This window comes from Noviherbaspirillum saxi (assembly GCF_003591035.1).
Classification (GTDB): Bacteria; Pseudomonadota; Gammaproteobacteria; order Burkholderiales; family Burkholderiaceae_D; genus Noviherbaspirillum; species Noviherbaspirillum saxi.
The window spans coordinates 1,035,681-1,053,613 of record NZ_QYUO01000003.1; the positions used below are offsets into that span (position 1 = coordinate 1,035,681).

Genomic DNA, 17,933 nt, shown 5'->3' on the forward strand with positions numbered 1-17,933 from the left:
GGCTGGCGCGATTGTCTCGCGATGTTTTTGGTTTGGCGGTCCAGGCGGGAACAGTTCATCTGGATGCATTGTTCGTATGTATGTGCGCGCTGCATGCCGGCCGTTGTCGCTGGGCGACCCTCACAGGCCAGCCGGGCTAATAGTGTCTTCCTTCGGCTGGGTCGCTGGCGTACTGCGGCTTGCGCGCGGAAAAGCCTTCTTGCCGTATGCGCTCTCTTTAGTTGAATCGTCATAGCTGAAGCGCGGCCCGTCCGCCTGCCTGTCCAGGCCTTGCACCGGCGCCGCCGGTATGGGCGCGGTCCTGTCGGCAGTATCGATTTGCGGTGCCGCCGGATGCGCATATTCCGGTCTGGCCGAAGGCGTTTCAAACGGGCGAGAAGCAGATGACACGGCCGGGCGCATGGCCGGTTTCGCGTAAGCGACGGCCGATGTGGCAACACTGACCGCATGCGGTGCGGTTACTTGCTCAGCCGGTGCCTCTTCTTCCATCTCAACTGCAGGCAGCATCGATGAGTAGTTCGGCAATTCTCCCTGTTCGGCCGCGCGCGTCAGGCCTGCGAGTTCGAGCTCAATGTCATGACGGTTGGCCGCAAATCGCACCTCCTGCAGGATTTCATCGACCGGCATTCCGAGAATGCGCTGCAAGGTCGGCAGAAGCACTGCCTGCGGACAAGCGTTCAGGAAGATATAGCAATGCTGGCCATCCGAGGAAATCAGGTCGCCCGGACGCGACAGGGCGCTCGAGATAATGACATCGACCATTTCCATGGCTGCGACAGGCCGTCCTATGACCATTGCATAGGGAATATTCAAGGTTTCCGCGCGATTCAGGATAAGTTCCACTTCGCGGGTGAAGCGCGTCGGCACCAGGTAGCCGCGCAGCCGTGTCGGCAATACGCTGGCCAGTGCCGCTTCGAAATTGATGTTGACGTCGCGACTGAAGATCTGCCCGCCGAGCGACTCGATCAGCAGCGGAAGGCGGCTAGCGGGAACGTCGCGGTGAACCACCAGATTGACACCCAGACGCAATAGCAGCGCTTCATTCTGGTAGCGCAGAGAGGCGCCTTTTTCCCGAACGATGATGCGTACCTGGCGGCCGAGGCTGAGGCGCAAGGTATGCGCCGCTTCAGCCAGCTGCCGGATATTGCCATCGCGGGAAAAGCTCAGGATGAGTGTCGCCGACCGCTTACCGCGCGTCGCATGCATCATGCCGACCAGCGTATCCACATGCTGCCAGACCCCGGATACCTGCTGCGCGAGGCTGCCCAGATCCGGATCCATGTAAAAGAAATGCTGCTCGCCGGCTGGAACTTCCTCTATAGGCGTCTCGGTATCGGTTTGGGTCGCGGCTTGTTCCGGAGCGGTTGTCTTTGTCGACGCTTCATAGAAGCCAGATTCCAAGGACCGCAGATGGTAATTTCGCGCAGCAATCGTCCCTTCAGGCGATTGCCAGTAATCGAAGGTCAGTTCCAGGCCGTTTTTGTCTGCGCCCAACCGGGCAATTCCGGTCAGGTTATCCATCAATGCATTGATGGCGGCTGCATGCGTTGCGGTGGCACGGGAAAAAACCAGCAAAGCGGTCACGCGGCGCTGCTCGAACCATTTGCGCAGGGTGTCGATCTGATCGAGCGCCAGCGATATATCGTGCAGCGCGAGCAATTCGTCGGCCTGGTCGAACAGGATGTAACTGTTTTCCGTGACGTTGAAGTGCTCCAGTTCCCGCAGAAACATGTCGGTGCCGAAGCGGAACATCCTTTTGGGGAACTCGCTTTGCATCTCGAATACGCTCAGGCGCTCCGTCGCGAGATGCGCGTTCGTATCAAGATGTCCAAACGACTCTACACGTTCAAGAAAAACTTCAGGATGCGCCGGGACGACCACCGTGCACCGCACGTTATCATTCAGCGCAGCGCCGAGGCTTGCAGCCAGAACGGGATAACGTGCCGGCGGGGTCTCCGCAACGAGCGCATACATGCCGCCAGAAATCAGGCTGTCGGAAAGATTGGGCAGACCACGGATTCCAAGACGCAGGTCTGGCGCCGCGAGCAGAGAATTGGAAGAATCATTCATGGCTACGTATTCCTGTCTTGCCGGTTAGTCAGGTACTGGAGTCGACTGCCGGAGTGTTCTTCAGGTCGGTCGAACCTCTTGTTGAAACTGCCGGATAGGCATTTCCAAGTGCTGAAAAAGTAGTCCAGATCAATGCAAGCCGCGGTAATACAGCACCTACAAAAATCGGCATTGGAAATTTCCCAGAATCATGCAAAATTCTACCTGAATTGAGCTTAAGCAACTTCTTTTATCGCTCTAAAGCATTGTTTTTGACAGGATTTCGGAAAGAGGCACATCCGTCATGCAACAGTCCAGCCAGGAGTTTCATGCATTCGAAAATAAAACGGTGAGTAAGCTATTCATGTCCGATGCCGAATGAACGATGGCAGTGTCGGATGAAAGACGAGTCACAACAAAGTGAGAACAAGATTGCGTTCTCATGGCCCGTGTGGATTCGTTGAACACCAAAGCACTTGGTGGTTGCGCCATCGGCAGAGGTTTTTAAGCTCTTGAGTTATAGCGTCGGACCGAGAATGCGGCATAATCGATATTTCCGGAGTGAAACCGGCTTCGACTACCTTTATGCCGGCTTTCTGTCGAGATTCACGATCTTTGATCGCGGCGAGGAGGTCTGTGGCCTGTTTCAGACCGTGACAAAGAAGGCTTTGTGAAAGACCTTCAGGTACCACGTACTACCAACATCTGGATGGGTACGCTTATAAGACGAGACGAAAATGGTTTCCTTGCGTTTTTTCATGTCGATGGCGGAACTGCGCTTTGTCGCAAGATGCGGCTTGCTGTGCTTGCTGGGCTCGGCTTTTTGCACGACAGTCGCCAATGCCGCCAATTCCCAAACGGCCTCCGGCAGCGCAGACACTGCAAAAAGATCTCTACTGCCCTTCCCATCAAGCGCGACTATTCATCAACCGATCCTGCAAAAGGCGCCCGTAGGCCAAATCGCTTTACCGCCGACCAAGCCGGCCGCGCCAGAAGTGCCGCTGCCGACGCGTATGGCGCCGGCGCTTGCGCTGCAACCCGAAGGCGCGATTGTCTTGATCGGTCCGGTGGTCGACGTTCCGCCGCCTTCTCCTCCGCAGGCTGCAGTAGCCGCAGCGGCGCCTGCCGCAGTTGCTCCACGGATGGCGCTCGTTCCTGACGCGCCTTACAAAGCACCTGTCTATTCCGATTGAACGAAACGAAGAATGGTGAAGATGTTGATGCTATTGAATCACAATTGGAATCTGTCGATATGAGCTTAGTACGATTGATGCGCACCCTGCTTGGCATGGTATGCGTGGTAGTAGCGATGGCGGGCGGTAAGGTACATGCATCCGATCTTGGCAGCTTGCGTTCGGTCTATCTCTACAGCAGTCCCGCAACCGGTGCGTTCTTTAAAGCCAATGACAGTGACTACAACAATCTGCTGGGTTATTGGCGCCTGTATCTGAAGAAGTTCGGCAAGGACTTCCGCGAAGTCAACCGTTCGGAACTCATCGCTAACCTGTCTCCCGGCGTACTGGTTCTTGGCTCGGCGCTACTGCTGGACGACGAGGAACGGCGTGCAATCGACGCATTCACCCGGCGAGGCGGCAGCGTGCTCGCGACCTGGGGAACCGGTGCGCGGGACGGTCTGGGGAAATGGCGAGGTTATGGATTCTTGTCGGACATGTTCGAAGTAAAGGTTGCGGGAGAAGTCAGCCGCGACCAGGAAGCATGGTTCCTCATGCCATTCGGCGATGGTCCTGTCACCTGGCCGCTGCCGGCGGGCCGCCGCATGTATCTCGGGAAGACCGCGGAAAACATGCTGCGCATCGATGCAAGACAGCTGGCTGCGCGCTACATGGACTGGAACCGCGCCCCGGATTTTGCGCAGGCTAATGGAGCCATCGCCTATTCGGAGTTGCATGGCGCACGGCGCCTGTATATCGGTTTTTCAGAAGCCTCCTGGGATTATCATACGCGCGACGACATCACCCAGATGCTCGATGCGATGCTCGCATGGCTGATGCGGGAGCCGCGCATTTTCAAGGCGGCCTGGCCGGACGGCAAGACCGCGACCCAGCTTCTGGAAATGGATACCGAAGCCTTGTTCGAGAATGGCGTTCACTTTGCAAAGCAGCTTGATGATTCGAATATTCGCGGCACGTTTTATTCACTGACCAGCGAAGCGATCAAGAATCCCGAACTGGTTCGCAGTCTTCTGCGACGCGGACATGAAATCGCCTATCACGCCGATATCCACATCGGCTTCCAGAATCAAAAGCCCGAGCAGCAGGAACAGCGCATCTTGAACATGCTGGATCAGATGCGCAAGATTGTAGGGCCGAACCTTGCACCGCATACCGGTTTCCGCGCACCGACGGAGTCTTACGACAAGACCACCGAAATCCTGTTGCGCAAGCACGGCATGAAGCACCATGCCGCGGATCCGTCATCGACCGAGGATCGCTTGCCGTTTTTTTCGAAATCCGAAAAGAACCTGAGCACCGAAGAGGCGCTCGTGGTTTTGCCGCGCACGAATTCGGACGATATTACCTTCCGCATGGCGGGAATGAATAACGAAAAAGTCACGAAGAACCTGCTTCAGGATTTCGAGCACGTGGTGGAGATGGGCGCATTCGGATTGCTGTCGGTGCACTCGCAAAACTATGGCCCCGATGGCCCGATGACGTTGACCATGCCGACCCTGTTCAAGCGTATCGCCGAACTGCGCAACCGGCTTTGGCTGCCCCGTGCCGATGAAGTTGCCGCATGGTGGCGCGCTCGCGAACGGGTGACCTGGCGCGCCGACCATGAAGGTGGACAGCACGTGATCAACTTTGCCGTTCGCCCGCCGGGCATGGTCAAGGGTCTTTCGTTCATCGTCACGCATCCGCGCGCTGGCATGCTGCCGATGCACGTGGAAGCGATGAGTCCCTATGCACCAGCTGCGGAGATCCGGCCGATCGATGCGTTCCGGTCCGCCATCGTATTCAGCAACGCGCATACGGGTAGCTACCAGTATCGCGTGCTCTTTTAGCGGGCTGTAGTTTGTACGCCTGATTGTCGCCACAGCCCGTCACGCAAGTACGATCGTCATTTCACAGTGAAAATGAATCTCTCTAAAACTATGCTGCTTGCCGTAGTTCTGACGGGAATCTCATTTGCCGCGCATGCGGCGGAACCGGTTTCTCAGACTGCGGTGCAGCAAGCCGAGCATGGGATGCAGCGCTTCATGCAATCATGCATGAGCACGCGTACTTCGCCGGACCTGGTGCGTCGGGCGGCGGAAGAAGCTGGCCTTCGTCTGCTGCGCCCTGAGGCTGCGCATGTTTTCCTGCGCGGCACAGCGGGGTATGTGTGGACCGAAGAAAACGAACTGGGTAACTTTGCAGTGGCTCTCCGCGACGATGGTATTTGCTCGGTATTTCTGCGCAAGGTCGATGCAGCGATCCTGGATGAGAAAGTGCAATTCTGGCTTCCGCCAAAGGAATCCGGCTATACAACGGCGCCCGTATCGCAAAACACAGGATCAAAAGAACTGAAGACGACTGCGTACAATATCTTTCATTCGGGAACACCCTTTGCAACCTGGGTACTCAGTACGTCGACGGCAGACAATGCCAATTTTCAGGGCGTGATTTCAATGAAAAGATATTAGGCCGTTAATGCCTGTTATCTCATGTTTGATTTTCCTTTAGCTTCATTTAATGAACGAGCAGGACGGGAAGAAAAGCGTACAAGAGACAAAGTTAGTCGTAAAATTATGACCGATCCGCAGATGCGTCCCATGATGGGAGCATCTGTTCGCGATGTAGGGCTGTAGCCATGCATGTAACCGGGCGCAACACATGCCAAGGAGAACGCCATGACGCTTCAACAAGCACCAATCGTGAAAGCACAGATGCTCATTCGCCGGCCAGTCACGGAAGTATTTGAGGCATTCATTGATCCTGCTGTCACGACCAGGTTTTGGTTCACCAAGAGCAGTGGAAAGCTGGAACCCAGTGCAAAGGTTCGCTGGGATTGGGAAATGTATGGCGTTTCCACACAAGTCAGCGTAAAACAGCTTGAGCAGAATAAGAAGATATTGATTGAGTGGGATGATCCACCTTGTCCGGTCGAATGGCTGTTCACTTCCTACGCGGACAATACCACGCTCGTTCGTATAGCCAATTGGGGCTTTCGCGGCTCGCCGGAGGAAGTGATGGCTCAAGCCATCGATTCCATGGGGGGATTCTCGTTTGTGCTGGCGGGGCTCAAGGCGCTGCTTGAGCACAATATCAGCCTAAACCTTGTCGCCGATCACCATTCGACCACCGTTGACAAGGAAAGCACATAAACAGGCAGTCGCAGTGGAAAGTTGAACATCACCGTTAATCCGGGCTCATCCAGATTAAGTCGAAAATTATGTCAACATCAACACGGCGCGAATGCATCACTGCGGCTTCTGCCCACGTCGCGGCGTCGTCCGGCGCAGAAAGTGTTCGACCAGCTGGTCGTTGTCGTATCCGAGAATGAAAAACACAATCCCGGCCAGCTGTTCTTGCACAAGATAATCGGTCTTGCGGTCCAGTGACCACCAATCCTCGAACCATCCCTCGAAATACTGGCCGTTGGCCGCCTTGAAATGGTATTGCGTCGAGGCGCTGACCGGATCATGGTATGAACCGTATTGCTGAACGCGGTTTTGCACATTGACCTGAATCGCCGGCACCAGCCCGGGTGCAATCGGGGAAAAGGACGTGGTCACGCCTTTCGCAATGGTCGGACTGCGCTGCTTGAGTCCCTTGACCTGCCATTCATAGCCGTACAACGGAAAGCCCACATACATACTTTTTTTCGGCACGCCGAGCCCGGTGGCTTTGGAGACGGCCTTTTCCCAAGTCACGACTTCATCCCCGCGCAGGGGAGCGACCGGTCCGGCGGCCTTGCTGCCGACCCAGTGCGAGTCATAGCCCTGCAACACCACATGGTCGACAACGGCAAGCGTTGGGGCGTCGTACAGCAAGGATTCGTCACCCATGGGCAGGAAAACCGACAGCGCTCGTGCCGGGCTTTGTGCATGCAGGCGCTTGGAAAGTTCTTGCACGAAGGCGCGGTAATTGGCCCGCGTTTCCGGGCGCACAGGGGCGTAGATTTCGAAATCGAGTTGCAAGCCGGCGACATCTTTATGGCTTGCCAGCGCGGTGGCGTTCTCCAGTAAACGTCGTGTTGCTTCGGCGGATGTGAAGAGGTTGTCGAACGACTTCGGATCGAACAGCGTCAGCGTTAAATCAAGCGCGACACCCTGCCGTTTGACCGCCTGACGCAGTTCACCGAACTTGTCCGGCCAGCCGTTCCGTTCAGAGATATCGCCGTTACCGTTGACACTGATCTCGAAAAACAGCAAACGCTTTAACTGATCGAGGGAAGCGGTACGCCAACTGTCGGGTAACCACCATGCAAAATAGGCCCAGGCTTTGGGAGCCTCCGCCGATGCGGTGGCTTGCGTCAAAAGCAGGGCGACGAATAGCGCGCGGCGTAGCAAGGAAAGAAGCATTAGCTGCTGCTGTCCAGTACCCAGTCAGCCAGATATTGAATATCGAGACTTGCCTTGCAGCCGGGTTCGTATTCAAGCACGGGACGTTCGAACGCAAGCGCCTGCGATACACGCGGATCTTTGTGAATCGCCACCGGCACCAGTTTTTCCGCATAGCTGGCAAATAGCGCCGATCTGACCTGATGGCCAAGCCGGCTTTGCGTAGGCATCTGATTGATAAGCAGGTGCGTTCCGCTGAAGTCGCTGCGTTCGGCAGTGTACTGTTCCACCAGCGAAGTCATTTTGGGTATGGTTGCGTACGATGCTGCATCGGCCAGGACGACAATCATTGCGCGCTGCGCCGCCGTCAGGGCTTGCTGAAGAAATACTGTCGGTCCTGGGGGCGTATCGAGAATCACGTAATCGAAGGCATTGAGATCGAGTGTGGCAATGCCATCCACTACCCATTCGGGATAATGTTTGAGTTCTCTTTCGAAGTCTTCCAGTTCCGATTCGTTTACCCGGCCGAAGGGAATGAATTTGACGCCGAAGGGACTATCGAAAATGGATTCCGGCGAAATGCCTTCCCGTACCAGACCGGCGATTTCCTCCGGGTCCATGCCAAGATGCAGACGCTGCGCATTCTGGGGGTCGAGATCGATCAGCAATACGCGCTTTCTGCGTTGTGCGAGCGCGGTGGCAAGATTGACCGTGATGGACGTTTTGCCGACGCCACCCTTACCGGAAATTAACGCGATTATTTGCATGATGCTCCGTTGCACACGGTTCTGGATGGTGAATTGTTTGTGGCTTGCCGTGAGCGTGCTGCCCAAAGAGCAGGCGGTTCCTGCAATGTAGCGCTCATCGTCGAATCCGATGCATCGGACGCGTTGCCATAGCGCTTGATCCATTCATGCAGGTTCGCCAGATTTTCCCGGATGTCGGTCCGATTGGGTGCGAGTTTTTGTGCGCGCGTCAGGAGTTCGATCGCCGACTGATAGTCGCCTTCGGCGGCTTTCGCCACGGCCAGATTGTTGAATACCACAGCGCTGTTCGGATTGAGCCGAAGCGCTTCTTCATAACTTTTGGCCGCAGCAGGATATTCGCCTTCGGCGACATAGGCGCGGCCGTGCTGCATGGGATCGGAGGGGGCCGCCCATGAACTGCTGCTTGCCAGACCAGACAGACATGTCAGCACAAGGAATATATGGCGTTTCATGGGGATCTTCTCGTTGCTCGTGCATATAGACGCGGATTGGTTGAGGTTGCCATTTTTAACTTGACGCCTTCATTGTCCGTTTCCACAGGGGGGCTTGCCGGCTGTGAGCTGCCGCTGGTCGGTGCGCGAAATACCGGGTCCGTGTACAGCGGATCGTTCGGCGGGTAGACACGCGCCGGTTCAGGTTCGTAGCGTGCGACGTGGACAGGCGCGTAGCTGGCAGCTTGCGTCTGGGCCACTGGTTGGCTATACGTTACCGGTTTGTCTGTGTAGACGATGGCGGGCTCGACTGAATATTCGGTACGACGTGCCGGACCATGGCCGCTAAGGATTGCGCCGGGAACCATTGCAAGCGACCTGACGTAAGGATTCGGCTGCGTCGGGTCAAGCGAGGAAACAGGCGCTGGAATCGGCAACAGGTTGGGCTGGCTGCTGGAAGGCGTGCCCGGTCTCGGGGCGAGCGCGACAGGTCCTTCATCGACCAGGCGCAGCAACAGATTCCGCGGCGCGGGGACGAAAGAATTCCGGTCCCACTCCATGGTGTAGGCACGCTGAAAATAATCGCTTGCCCGCGGCAGATTGCCACGCGCCCGTTCGATGCGGCCGGCAGCCGACAATGCGCGCGGGTGATTCGGCGCCAACCGTAGCGCTGCTGCGGCATGAGCCTCCGCCTTGTCTAGCGCCTTCAGGTCGATCGCGATTTCCGCGGCAAGCAGGCGATGTCCGAAATCGTCGGGCTCGCGCGTGATGGCGGTTTCGACAAGAGTCAGAGCCTGCGCATGTTCGGCGGTCGCGCGGTGAATCCGCGCCAGTGAGATGACAACACGCGTATCGCTGGTCCTCTGCGCAACGGGACGAATCATCGCACCGGCTTCGGCCAGCCGACCAGATTCGCGCAGGGCTTCGGTCAGGCGCAACGTATAACTGAGAATGATGCGGTTGACTTCTTCCTGCTGCATGGTGGTCAACCGGCCGGGCGCGGCGAGATCACGCAGAACAGCGGAGAGCTCCGCATCCTGATAGGTGTTGAGCAGCATCTCGGCATAGGTAATCCGCGTCGCGACATTGTTCGGTCCGCTGCGTCCAAGCACTTCACGCATGATGCGCAGGCCCTTGCCGGACTGTCCCAGCGCTACCCATCCTCCCGCCACAACCGACAGCATGGCATTGTTGGATTGCGCTTCGAACTGCAGACGTTCCATCAGCGACTGTGCCTGGCCGGTTTCTCCTTGCCGGTAGAGCTGCCGTACGCGCAGGACTTGCACGTTCAGCCACATCTGACGCTGATCTCTCACCATGTCGGCGGTACGCTGGGCAGCCGGGATACGGTCGAGCATGATGAGTCCGTCCAGCCATTTTTTTTGCGAGGCCAATACATTGGCGCGTGCATGCAAGCCATCGGGGTGATCGGGGTTGCTGGCCAGCAGATCGTCGAGCAGGCTGCCGGCACTGTCCATCGCGCCCAAACGCTCATATTGCCGGGCCAGCGCCAGACGTATGCTGGTGTTTGCCGGATCAAGCAGCATGGCGTTTTCAAGTTTGGCGGCTGCGGCGCCATGGGCGGCGGCGCGTTCATCGGCGAGCGCCTGCTTTACCAGCGCCGCCGCCTTGCCCTGGTTGTTGCCGCCATCCAGAACATCGGGCGCGGAGGGCGCGGGCGCCGCAATCATTGCGGCTGGCTGCGGCGCCGTATTCGTAGGCGCTACCCGTTCCGGCTCCTGTTGCGGCAATGCGCGAAGCCGGTTACGAATTTCGGCGTCATTCGGAAAACGCTGCAGATAGGCCGAATACAGAGACTGATCCCCGGACCTTGGCTCCAATGCAAGCAGTGCCTGACGCCAGACCTTTCTGGTGTCCGGAGAAGTTTGTGTGCCGCTTGGTAAGGCGCCGAACTGGCGAACGCCTTCGCGGCGCGTTGCATCGCGAACGGTCAGATGACGGGCAAGCGCGGCCCGATAAGCTGCGTCATCAGGATTCTTGCGTATAAGATCTTCCAGGCTTTGCCTGGTTTCCGGCCATTTTTCGTTGACCGCACTTGAGGTTTGAAACTGCTGTATCGATATGCGGGAAGTACCGCGCGTCTCGGCAGGCTTGTCAGAATTCTCCCTGGTCGCGGCGTCGTCCGGCCGTGGTTCGGCGCTCGGTTTGGCCGCTGCGGTTTCAGTTGGCTTGCTGGCAGCAGGTTTGTTTGCCGCTGCATCAGATCGCTTGTCGGAAGCTGCTTTCTCGCTGCCGGCCTTGTCGGTCGTCGTTTTGTTTATTGCTTCCGCAGGCCTGGATGCCAGCGGTTCCGATTTCGGCGTGACCGCTGCCGGCTTGGGCTCGCTGCTTGCCTTGCTACGGCCCAGTGCGGCAGCCAGCTCCTGCAGTCCGGCCGGCGGCGTCGGCAGGCGGCGCGCGCGGTTGTACAGTGCTTCCGCTTCGCGTGTATTGCCGGCGCGCGCTTCGATCATGCCGAGCCTAACGAGGGCTTCAGGATGCCTGGGATCGGTGCGCAGCAGCTTGCGCCAGATTTCAGCGGCCAGATCGTCGCGATCCTTTTGTTGCCAGGTACGCGCCTGATCCGCCATCTGGCTGGAAATGAGATCGTCAGCCGGCCATGCCGGCTGAGCAAATGGCAGCAGGACCGGCACAAGCCATGCCATTTTTTTCATGTTTCGCATATCAAGCCAATGGCGCTTTCTTGAATCGTTTCGACATCAAGCGACGCAGGCTACGATAGCCGAGGGCAGCCAGCAATGCACTGATCGTCAATGCAATGAATGCAAACAGCAGCGGATGATCCGAAAAGAACCAGCGAAGCTTGCTGAAGGCCGGCAAGGAACCAAGCGTGTAGGTCGGGCTGACCTTGGTGAAATTAACGCTCTTATCGTCAATGATCGCGAAATCGCCTTGAATCTGGCTCATGCGTTCGGAGTCGATCAATACATCGGCGATTTTGCGCAGATCGGCGGGACGGTCGGCATGCAGGAAGACCACGCTGCGCGACGCCTGCAATGGAGACTCGAAACCCATGATGGCGGCCAGGCTTCCATTCCCAACGAAACTCAGGCTGCCCTTGACGACCGAGGCCGATTGATCATCCGGGCGATCCCAGCGGTAGGTGGGCAGCCAGGACTTTGCCGGCGCGCGGACGCGACGCTCGCCGTTGATTTGTATCATTGGCAGCAGGTCGCCCCATTTCGACATCAGCATCTGGCTGTTGGATGAACCGATCACGATCAGGTCCCGGTCGGAGGACTTGTCGACATCGGCCGCGGTGATGACGGCATGCCGTATCGACGGATAGCCGGTGGCCTCGCCCATACGTCCCATCAGTGTCATGTACAGGCCCAGTTCGTCGGCGTTCGGACGGTCCGGCAGCACTACGGCGGTTTCCGACAGATCGGCCAGGCGGGTGTATGGATAGCCTATGTTGGCGAAATAACCCAGATTCGGCATTTCCGCATATTGAGGAAAGCCGCTGAAATCGATGGTAGTTTCCGGATCGATTGCGCCCTGGAGATTATTCGGCGGAAGGTTCTTGCATTCCCCATCCCTGATCACTTCAAACGCATAGGTAAATTGCAGCTGGTCGCGGCCGCCTACCGTATAGGGCGGCACGAAAAGCGATTCTTCCCGCACTGTATGGTTCGTGGTGCTGACCGGCATCAAGCCGCCAAGCTGGACTGCTTTCTTGTAAGGCTCATTGAGCGCCACGGTATGCAGGAAGCTCGAATTCAGTCCTACCGCAAGACTGGAATTCCTGTGCTCGGGCAGGCGTGTCGCACGATACTTCAGCTTCATCGGTGCGCCCGGCGTACGCCAGGTAAACACGTCCGGCGGTACGCGGTAATTTACGCGTATCACTTCCGGGAAATAGCCTTGTACTCTTAATTCGGTCGGACGCGCCAGCTCGCCCAGGCGTACCGGGCGATCGAGCGGTACCCATGCCGGCGCATCGTATGGCTTGCGCGGCGCGGCATCGGTCTCCTTGGTGACGGCAACCGACTGGCCTGTGAAGGTGGGGCTGACCAGCGCCAGCGCTCTGGCAGCACGCGCAAGTTCTTCATCGTTGCCGCCGGTGACCAGTAACAGCTTGGCAAGGGAGTTGGTTGGATGCTGCAAGACCGACACGGTGGCGCCCGGACCGCCGCGCAAGCCGCCGATGCTTTCACCGGCTTGCATGAAGATGACGGCATTACCGTCCGGTAGCGTATTCATATGCACGGGAAACTGTGCACCCCGGCTTCCCGCCTGCAAGCCGAACCACGATGCCACGATGCCGGCTGCCTTGATCGTTCCGAACGAGGGCGTACTTGTGAAAACGAAGGGCAGCTTCAACGGCATGTTGTCGCGGCTATCGAAGAACGGAGCGGGCAAATTCTTGAGATCGTTTGATCCGGAAATGGGCGCCAGCGTCAATTCGAGACGGCTGAGATCGCTCACCGTCAGCCACAGGGAGGTGTGGAAAGGATCTTCGCACTGGCGCGTATAGTGCCCGATCAGATTGAATCGCAATTCGTTGTTTTCGCCGAACAGCCGAGGGTCGAGATTGATTTCGCGCGTATTGCCGACGCCTTTGTTTTGCGGCAGCGCTTCGACCATCGCCACGCGTTCATTCAGCAATATCCGAAGATGGCTGAGGTCGGGCAACAAGGAAGGTGAGTAATCATAAGCAATGCGAAGCTTGGCGCCGACCACGATTTCGTCTGCGCGTATCGAGAACCCGAGCGTCTGCGAGCCCTCGACGCCGCGCAGCTTGACCGACGACCATGCGCCCATTTGCCGGAATGTCAGCGAGACCGTGCGTTGTTTGGGCGCAGACCCCGAGTGCGCTTCCGTGGCTTCATCCGATTTTTCCTTGCGCGGTTTCGTCTCGGCGGCCGTGGCGGTGAGCGAGGCTGCAATGGCAAAAAGGAGAACGCCCAGCAGTGAGGTCCTTGATTGGCGCCAGAAGCTTCTTTGCTTAGTCATTTCTCTTTTTCCAAAATCGTATCCACTCGTCTTTACGTATCGAACTCATGTATTGACCGGGGTTTGTTGCAAAATCAAGTACGGCGGTCAGTGCGCTTACAAGCCCTTTGCTGATCCACGCCGGAACGAGCTGATCGGCATGTCGACCGGCCAGCCATTTCGGCCAGTCGTCTCCGCGCGACAAGACGCCCGCGGCGAGAGCATTGTATTGCTGCTGCATTTGATCGTCGATCTTTACGTGCAGCGTATTATTTTCCTGCGTGACGACTTGCGCAAGAAAGATGAATTCCTGGTGGCCTTGAAAGAGCGATAAGCTTATTGCGGCCCCTGCCTCGACTGTCACTGCCTTCGGCAGTTTGAGCGTCAGGGCGACATCTGGAAAGTTGGCCGTTACGCAAGACATGGTTCTACCGTATGGCAGTCTCACCATTGCATGCATCGCTGAGCTCAGCCGCGTGTGCCTGCGAATTTCTCTTGCCTCTTCGGCCACTGCAAGCGACGACGTTAGCAGCATCAGATTGACGCCACACCATAACAGGTAGGGAAGGATTGCTTCGTAAATGCTCGCCTCGGTTGTGAGCAGATAAACAAGCCCTGCGCCCAACCCTGCAAGATTGAGTGTGAAAACGGCGAGAAAAGGAATCGCGTCGGTCCAGCTGAACACCTCGGCCTTTGCATCTTGGGAGTCGGATCGGAGCCGCAGTGCTTTGCCAAGCCGGGTGCGAATCAGGTTTAGCGTGGTCGGCACCAGGATGTAACATGCCAGCAGCGATTCCCGGATATCGGCCAGCAAACCGAAGCGGTGCGGTCCTTGTATGCGCGACAACACGATATGACCGTGTATGAAGTGAGGTAGTGCGTATGCAGCCAGCAGGTCGGGCGAGGATCGGATCAAGGTGACACCGGTCAGCAGATAGGCGACCGGTGCGGTATAAAAAATTAGGCGCGGAAAGACATAATAAAAATTGAACATTCCTTCCAGTTCAAGCAGCCATTGCTTGGCGCGCAAGGCCATTCTCGAAAAGGGATGATCCACCCGAAAGATATCGGTATTCGTCGCCAGTGATGGTTCCCCCGGCCTGCCATCGGCGGCTGCGTCGCCCCCCGTGCCAATATAGGCGATGCCGTAACCAAGCGCTCGCAGCTTCAGTGCGAGCGGCTGATTGATACGGTCATTTGCGGTCTCCGTATCGATTGCTTCGGCAAGGGCGGAACGCCGGAACAGGGCACAGGAAGCGTCCCTATCGCTTCCGTTCGACAGCCGCAGGCTGGTGGCTGTCGGTGGCGGCACCAGAAAATGATAGGGTGTCTGCAACATGCCGAGCCGCGCATCTCTTGCAAACCACCCAACAACCGATTTCAGAAAGCCCGTGCCGCAGTCATGCGCGCAATCCAGAACCGTAATGAATTCGCCGCTGGTTTTTGACAATGCAAAAGCGATCGTGCTTAATCTGTCCTGGGTCTCGACGGGAGCAGCGAGATAAACGGCGCCGATAGCATCAGCGACTGCCTTCACATCGTCCCTATCGTCACCATCGAGCAAGTAGAGCTTGATTTTCTTTCGTGGCCATTCAAGGGCCGCGGCCTTGCCGGCATGTGGTTCGATGGCGGCTGCAGACTGTCCGTGGCAGAGGACAAATACATCGATTGTCGGCCAGCTTGCCAGGTCGGCAGGCATGGGGACGGCGTCACGCCGTATTGGCCAGATAGCGCGGATCAATCTGATCGCGGCAAACAGGGCAAGATACAGTTCCGCCGCACAAAGACAGAATCCGAGGGCGAAATCTATTGTGAGTCCATCGGCAAGCGTCTGGGTAAAGCGCCACAGCAGATAGCGCGACGTCACGACCAGCGAAAAAATTGCCAGCACCAGGGTCATCATCAGTCCAGCGTATCGACGCACATATAGAGCGACGCACACCAGAATGCTGGAAACCACAATCTGGCTGTTCAGCGAAAGATCGACCGACACGATGGCCCCGAACAGCATCAGGCAAGCCATGCATATGGGCAGCCCGGCCGTAGACCATAGGGATGCCTTTGCCAGCCGGGCACCCCATTGATTTACTTTTCCCCGCAGGTAGGCTTTCTGCCAAGCCGCGGCGGAGGGCCTGCCCCAACGCTCGCGCCAGAGCGAAAGTACTATCTTGGGATTCATTGGTTAAGCGTGTCGATCAACCATGTCGAAAGACGCGCAATATCATGACTGGCTTGTCCATGCGGGTCGTATGCCAGCACGGGTTGCTGGAAGGCCAGCGCTTCGCTCACGGCTTCATCCGAGTGAATGCCGATCGGCGCAAGCCGGCGACCGAGATGCTGCCGCAACAGATCGACGACGTCGCGGCTCAAGGGTTCGCTGGTATCGACCTGATTCAATATGTACATGTTGCCGAGGTCCGGGCGCAGGTCCGATATGTCGTCCAGCCAGGATTCCATTGCCGGAATCGTTGCGTACGATCCTGCATCTGCCAGCAATACGATCAATATGATGTCGGCGCAGGCGAACACCTGCTTCAGATAGACCGAAGGACCGGGCGGCGTATCGATCAGTACGACCGCATTGTCTCCAAGTCCCGCACGCTCGATCTGATGGCCAAGCCAGTTCGGCTCATCGGCCAGCAAGGTTTCAAAGGCTTCACGATCCGCCTCGTTGCCTGGTCCGTAACGCAGGCAGGCGACGTCAAATTGGGTAGGCTCGGCGATGTCCCGCCAATTCATATCTTCCAGCGATTGCTCACAGACGCCACTGAGGTCGGACGTATCAAGTCCGAAATGCCAGTGCAATGCGTTCTGCGGATCCAGATCGACGACCGAGACCCGGCCAGGGCCCAGCTTTGATGCAATCGCAGCAGCCAGATTGGCAGTAGTCGATGTCTTGCCGACGCCGCCTTTCATTGAAACGATGCCAATGACGCTCATCGTTTTCCTAACCGCCCGAAGAATGAAGTCCGGTTGTCGGTACGTGTTCGTGCAGGTTCTTCCTTGCCTTCCAGCCGCGCAAAGAGACCCGACAGGGATTGCTCATTGTCGGATGCAGCAGGTGCCTGGGGTGCGGCCGGCAGCGGCTCACGGTTGTTCTTTCTGAAGAGCCCGGGGCGCGCCGTGGTTTCTTCCGATGGCGCCTCTTCCTCGACAGGCTTGGAAAAAAAGAAACCCCGTCGTTCCGCAGGCTGTTCCTGTACTTCCGGCCGCATGTCCCGGTGGCCGGTTTCCGCGATTTCCTTCGTCTCTGCGCGTTGCTGATGGCGCGGGCTGATGGCCCGGGTCGGCTGCTCTGCAGCCATCTTGGTCAGGCTCTGAGCCAGTTTGTCCCCCAGCCCGGGCAAAGTCAGGGCGGGCGTACGGAGGCTAGTCCTGGGTTTGCCGGAACTGCCCCAATGCTGCTTCGCGTCTTCCGTCAATGCAGGCGTTTCTACCTGTTTTTTGGGCGAAACGGCCTTGAACAAGGGCCAGCGCTGTTCAGCCGCGCGGACTGCGCCGCTATTGGATGCCCGGAAATTTGCGTCATCGGCACCGAGCGAGCGGAACAGGCGAGAGACATCTTCATTGGATTTTGGCATGGCAACACTCTCTCAATGTTTGTTTAACGACCGAAGCGCAAGCGGAGTTCCATGCCGTCCACGATGTCACCTGTACTGCGTACGACCATTTTGTTACTTGCTCCCAGTACGGCAAACACGGTCTGATAAAAACCTTCCAGGAAGCCGACGCTCCAGCCGAGCGCTTCGTCACCGAATGCTTCGGCCAACGGCGCTGCCTGGTGCGTGATATCGATATATCCTTTTAGTTCATTGAGATCGACCCAGCCCCAATTCAAGCGTGACCAGAAATCGTTCAGACTTTCTTCCAGTTGGTCGAGGCTTTGCATGCCTTGAAAATGTGATTCGGCATTTTTCGCGAAGCGCTCTCCGATATTGAAGAAGAGATGATGCAAATCTTTCGCATCGGCGTATGCCGACATTTCTATGGCCATGGCACGAAGTATGGGCAGCCATTGAAGGGGCACCTGCTGGGTTCTGAAATATTGTTGTATATCGTTGATTGCCATTGCCATTACCTGTAAAAAAATGCCTTGGTCTGTCCTACGCGTGTCTCCTGATCCGTCATGGCCGGCAGCCTGAAAAACAGGCAATGATCTTCGAAGGGAGACGAAGACTTGAACCGGCCAACCGCGCAGAATTCGAGTGCATAGTCAGCTTGTTTTAA

At 57.2% G+C, this 17,933-nt stretch carries 14 protein-coding genes; 4 read left to right on the forward strand and 10 right to left on the reverse strand.

All coding sequences use genetic code 11. The features are described from left to right. Positions 1-120 precede the first annotated feature (120 nt). The gene (locus tag D3871_RS27795) at positions 121-2,070 is read right to left on the reverse strand and encodes a BcsE family c-di-GMP-binding protein (protein ID WP_119772303.1); all 1,950 of its coding nucleotides are present in this window, start codon (positions 2,068-2,070) and stop codon (positions 121-123) included. A 716-nt stretch (positions 2,071-2,786) separates the two neighbouring features. On the opposite strand from D3871_RS27795, the gene D3871_RS27800 reads away from it, so the two are divergent. The 4 genes from D3871_RS27800 to D3871_RS27815 all read left to right on the forward strand — a co-directional run bounded on the left by D3871_RS27800 (position 2,787) and on the right by D3871_RS27815 (position 6,373). Further along, positions 2,787-3,242: a hypothetical protein gene (locus tag D3871_RS27800; protein ID WP_119772304.1), complete on the forward strand. Its 456-nt coding sequence runs from the start codon at positions 2,787-2,789 to the stop codon at positions 3,240-3,242. A gap of 59 nt (positions 3,243-3,301) precedes the next feature. Beyond that, the gene (locus tag D3871_RS27805) at positions 3,302-5,071 is read left to right on the forward strand and encodes a polysaccharide deacetylase family protein (RefSeq protein WP_119772305.1); all 1,770 of its coding nucleotides are present in this window, start codon (positions 3,302-3,304) and stop codon (positions 5,069-5,071) included. Positions 5,072-5,143: 72 nt separating this feature from the next. Next, entirely contained in the window at positions 5,144-5,692 is a 549-nt protein-coding gene (locus tag D3871_RS27810) for an NMCC_0638 family (lipo)protein (protein WP_147376926.1), read from the forward strand. Positions 5,693-5,899: 207 nt separating this feature from the next. Beyond that, positions 5,900-6,373 (forward strand): SRPBCC family protein, encoded by a 474-nt coding sequence (locus tag D3871_RS27815; protein WP_119772307.1) that lies wholly within the window; start codon positions 5,900-5,902, stop codon positions 6,371-6,373. Positions 6,374-6,469: 96 nt separating this feature from the next. Here the strand turns inward: D3871_RS27815 and D3871_RS27820 are convergent, their stop codons facing one another. From D3871_RS27820 to bcsD, 9 genes are read right to left on the reverse strand one after another with little or no spacing between them, the layout of a single operon-like run. After that, positions 6,470-7,573, reverse strand: coding sequence for a glycosyl hydrolase family 18 protein (locus D3871_RS27820; RefSeq protein ID WP_119772308.1), 1,104 nt, complete (start codon positions 7,571-7,573; stop codon positions 6,470-6,472). Continuing rightward, positions 7,573-8,319, reverse strand: coding sequence for a cellulose biosynthesis protein BcsQ (gene bcsQ / locus D3871_RS27825; RefSeq protein ID WP_158598101.1), 747 nt, complete (start codon positions 8,317-8,319; stop codon positions 7,573-7,575). The genes D3871_RS27820 and bcsQ (D3871_RS27825) overlap by 1 nt, the downstream gene beginning before the upstream one ends. Further along, complete coding sequence (locus D3871_RS27830) at positions 8,310-8,771, reverse strand: tetratricopeptide repeat protein (RefSeq protein ID WP_119772310.1); 462 nt, start codon at positions 8,769-8,771, stop codon at positions 8,310-8,312. The genes bcsQ (D3871_RS27825) and D3871_RS27830 overlap by 10 nt, the downstream gene beginning before the upstream one ends. Further along, positions 8,768-11,425, reverse strand: a complete 2,658-nt coding sequence (locus D3871_RS27835) for a tetratricopeptide repeat protein (protein WP_158598102.1) — start codon at positions 11,423-11,425, stop codon at positions 8,768-8,770. Before D3871_RS27835 ends, D3871_RS27830 begins: the two co-directional genes overlap by 4 nt. Positions 11,426-11,435: 10 nt before the next feature. Beyond that, positions 11,436-13,727: a cellulose biosynthesis cyclic di-GMP-binding regulatory protein BcsB gene (gene bcsB / locus D3871_RS27840; protein WP_119772312.1), complete on the reverse strand. Its 2,292-nt coding sequence runs from the start codon at positions 13,725-13,727 to the stop codon at positions 11,436-11,438. Continuing rightward, positions 13,720-15,885, reverse strand: a complete 2,166-nt coding sequence (locus D3871_RS27845; protein ID WP_147376927.1) for a glycosyltransferase family protein — start codon at positions 15,883-15,885, stop codon at positions 13,720-13,722. The genes bcsB and D3871_RS27845 overlap by 8 nt, the downstream gene beginning before the upstream one ends. Next, complete coding sequence (gene bcsQ, locus D3871_RS27850) at positions 15,882-16,646, reverse strand: cellulose biosynthesis protein BcsQ (protein WP_119772314.1); 765 nt, start codon at positions 16,644-16,646, stop codon at positions 15,882-15,884. Before bcsQ (D3871_RS27850) ends, D3871_RS27845 begins: the two co-directional genes overlap by 4 nt. Beyond that, positions 16,643-17,287, reverse strand: coding sequence for a hypothetical protein (locus tag D3871_RS27855; protein ID WP_119772315.1), 645 nt, complete (start codon positions 17,285-17,287; stop codon positions 16,643-16,645). The genes bcsQ (D3871_RS27850) and D3871_RS27855 overlap by 4 nt, the downstream gene beginning before the upstream one ends. Positions 17,288-17,310: 23 nt before the next feature. Next, positions 17,311-17,775 carry a cellulose biosynthesis protein BcsD gene (bcsD, locus tag D3871_RS27860; RefSeq protein WP_147376928.1) on the reverse strand — a complete coding sequence of 155 codons (465 nt, stop codon included), beginning with the start codon at positions 17,773-17,775 and terminating at the stop codon, positions 17,311-17,313. Between the last annotated feature and the right edge of the window lie 158 nt (positions 17,776-17,933).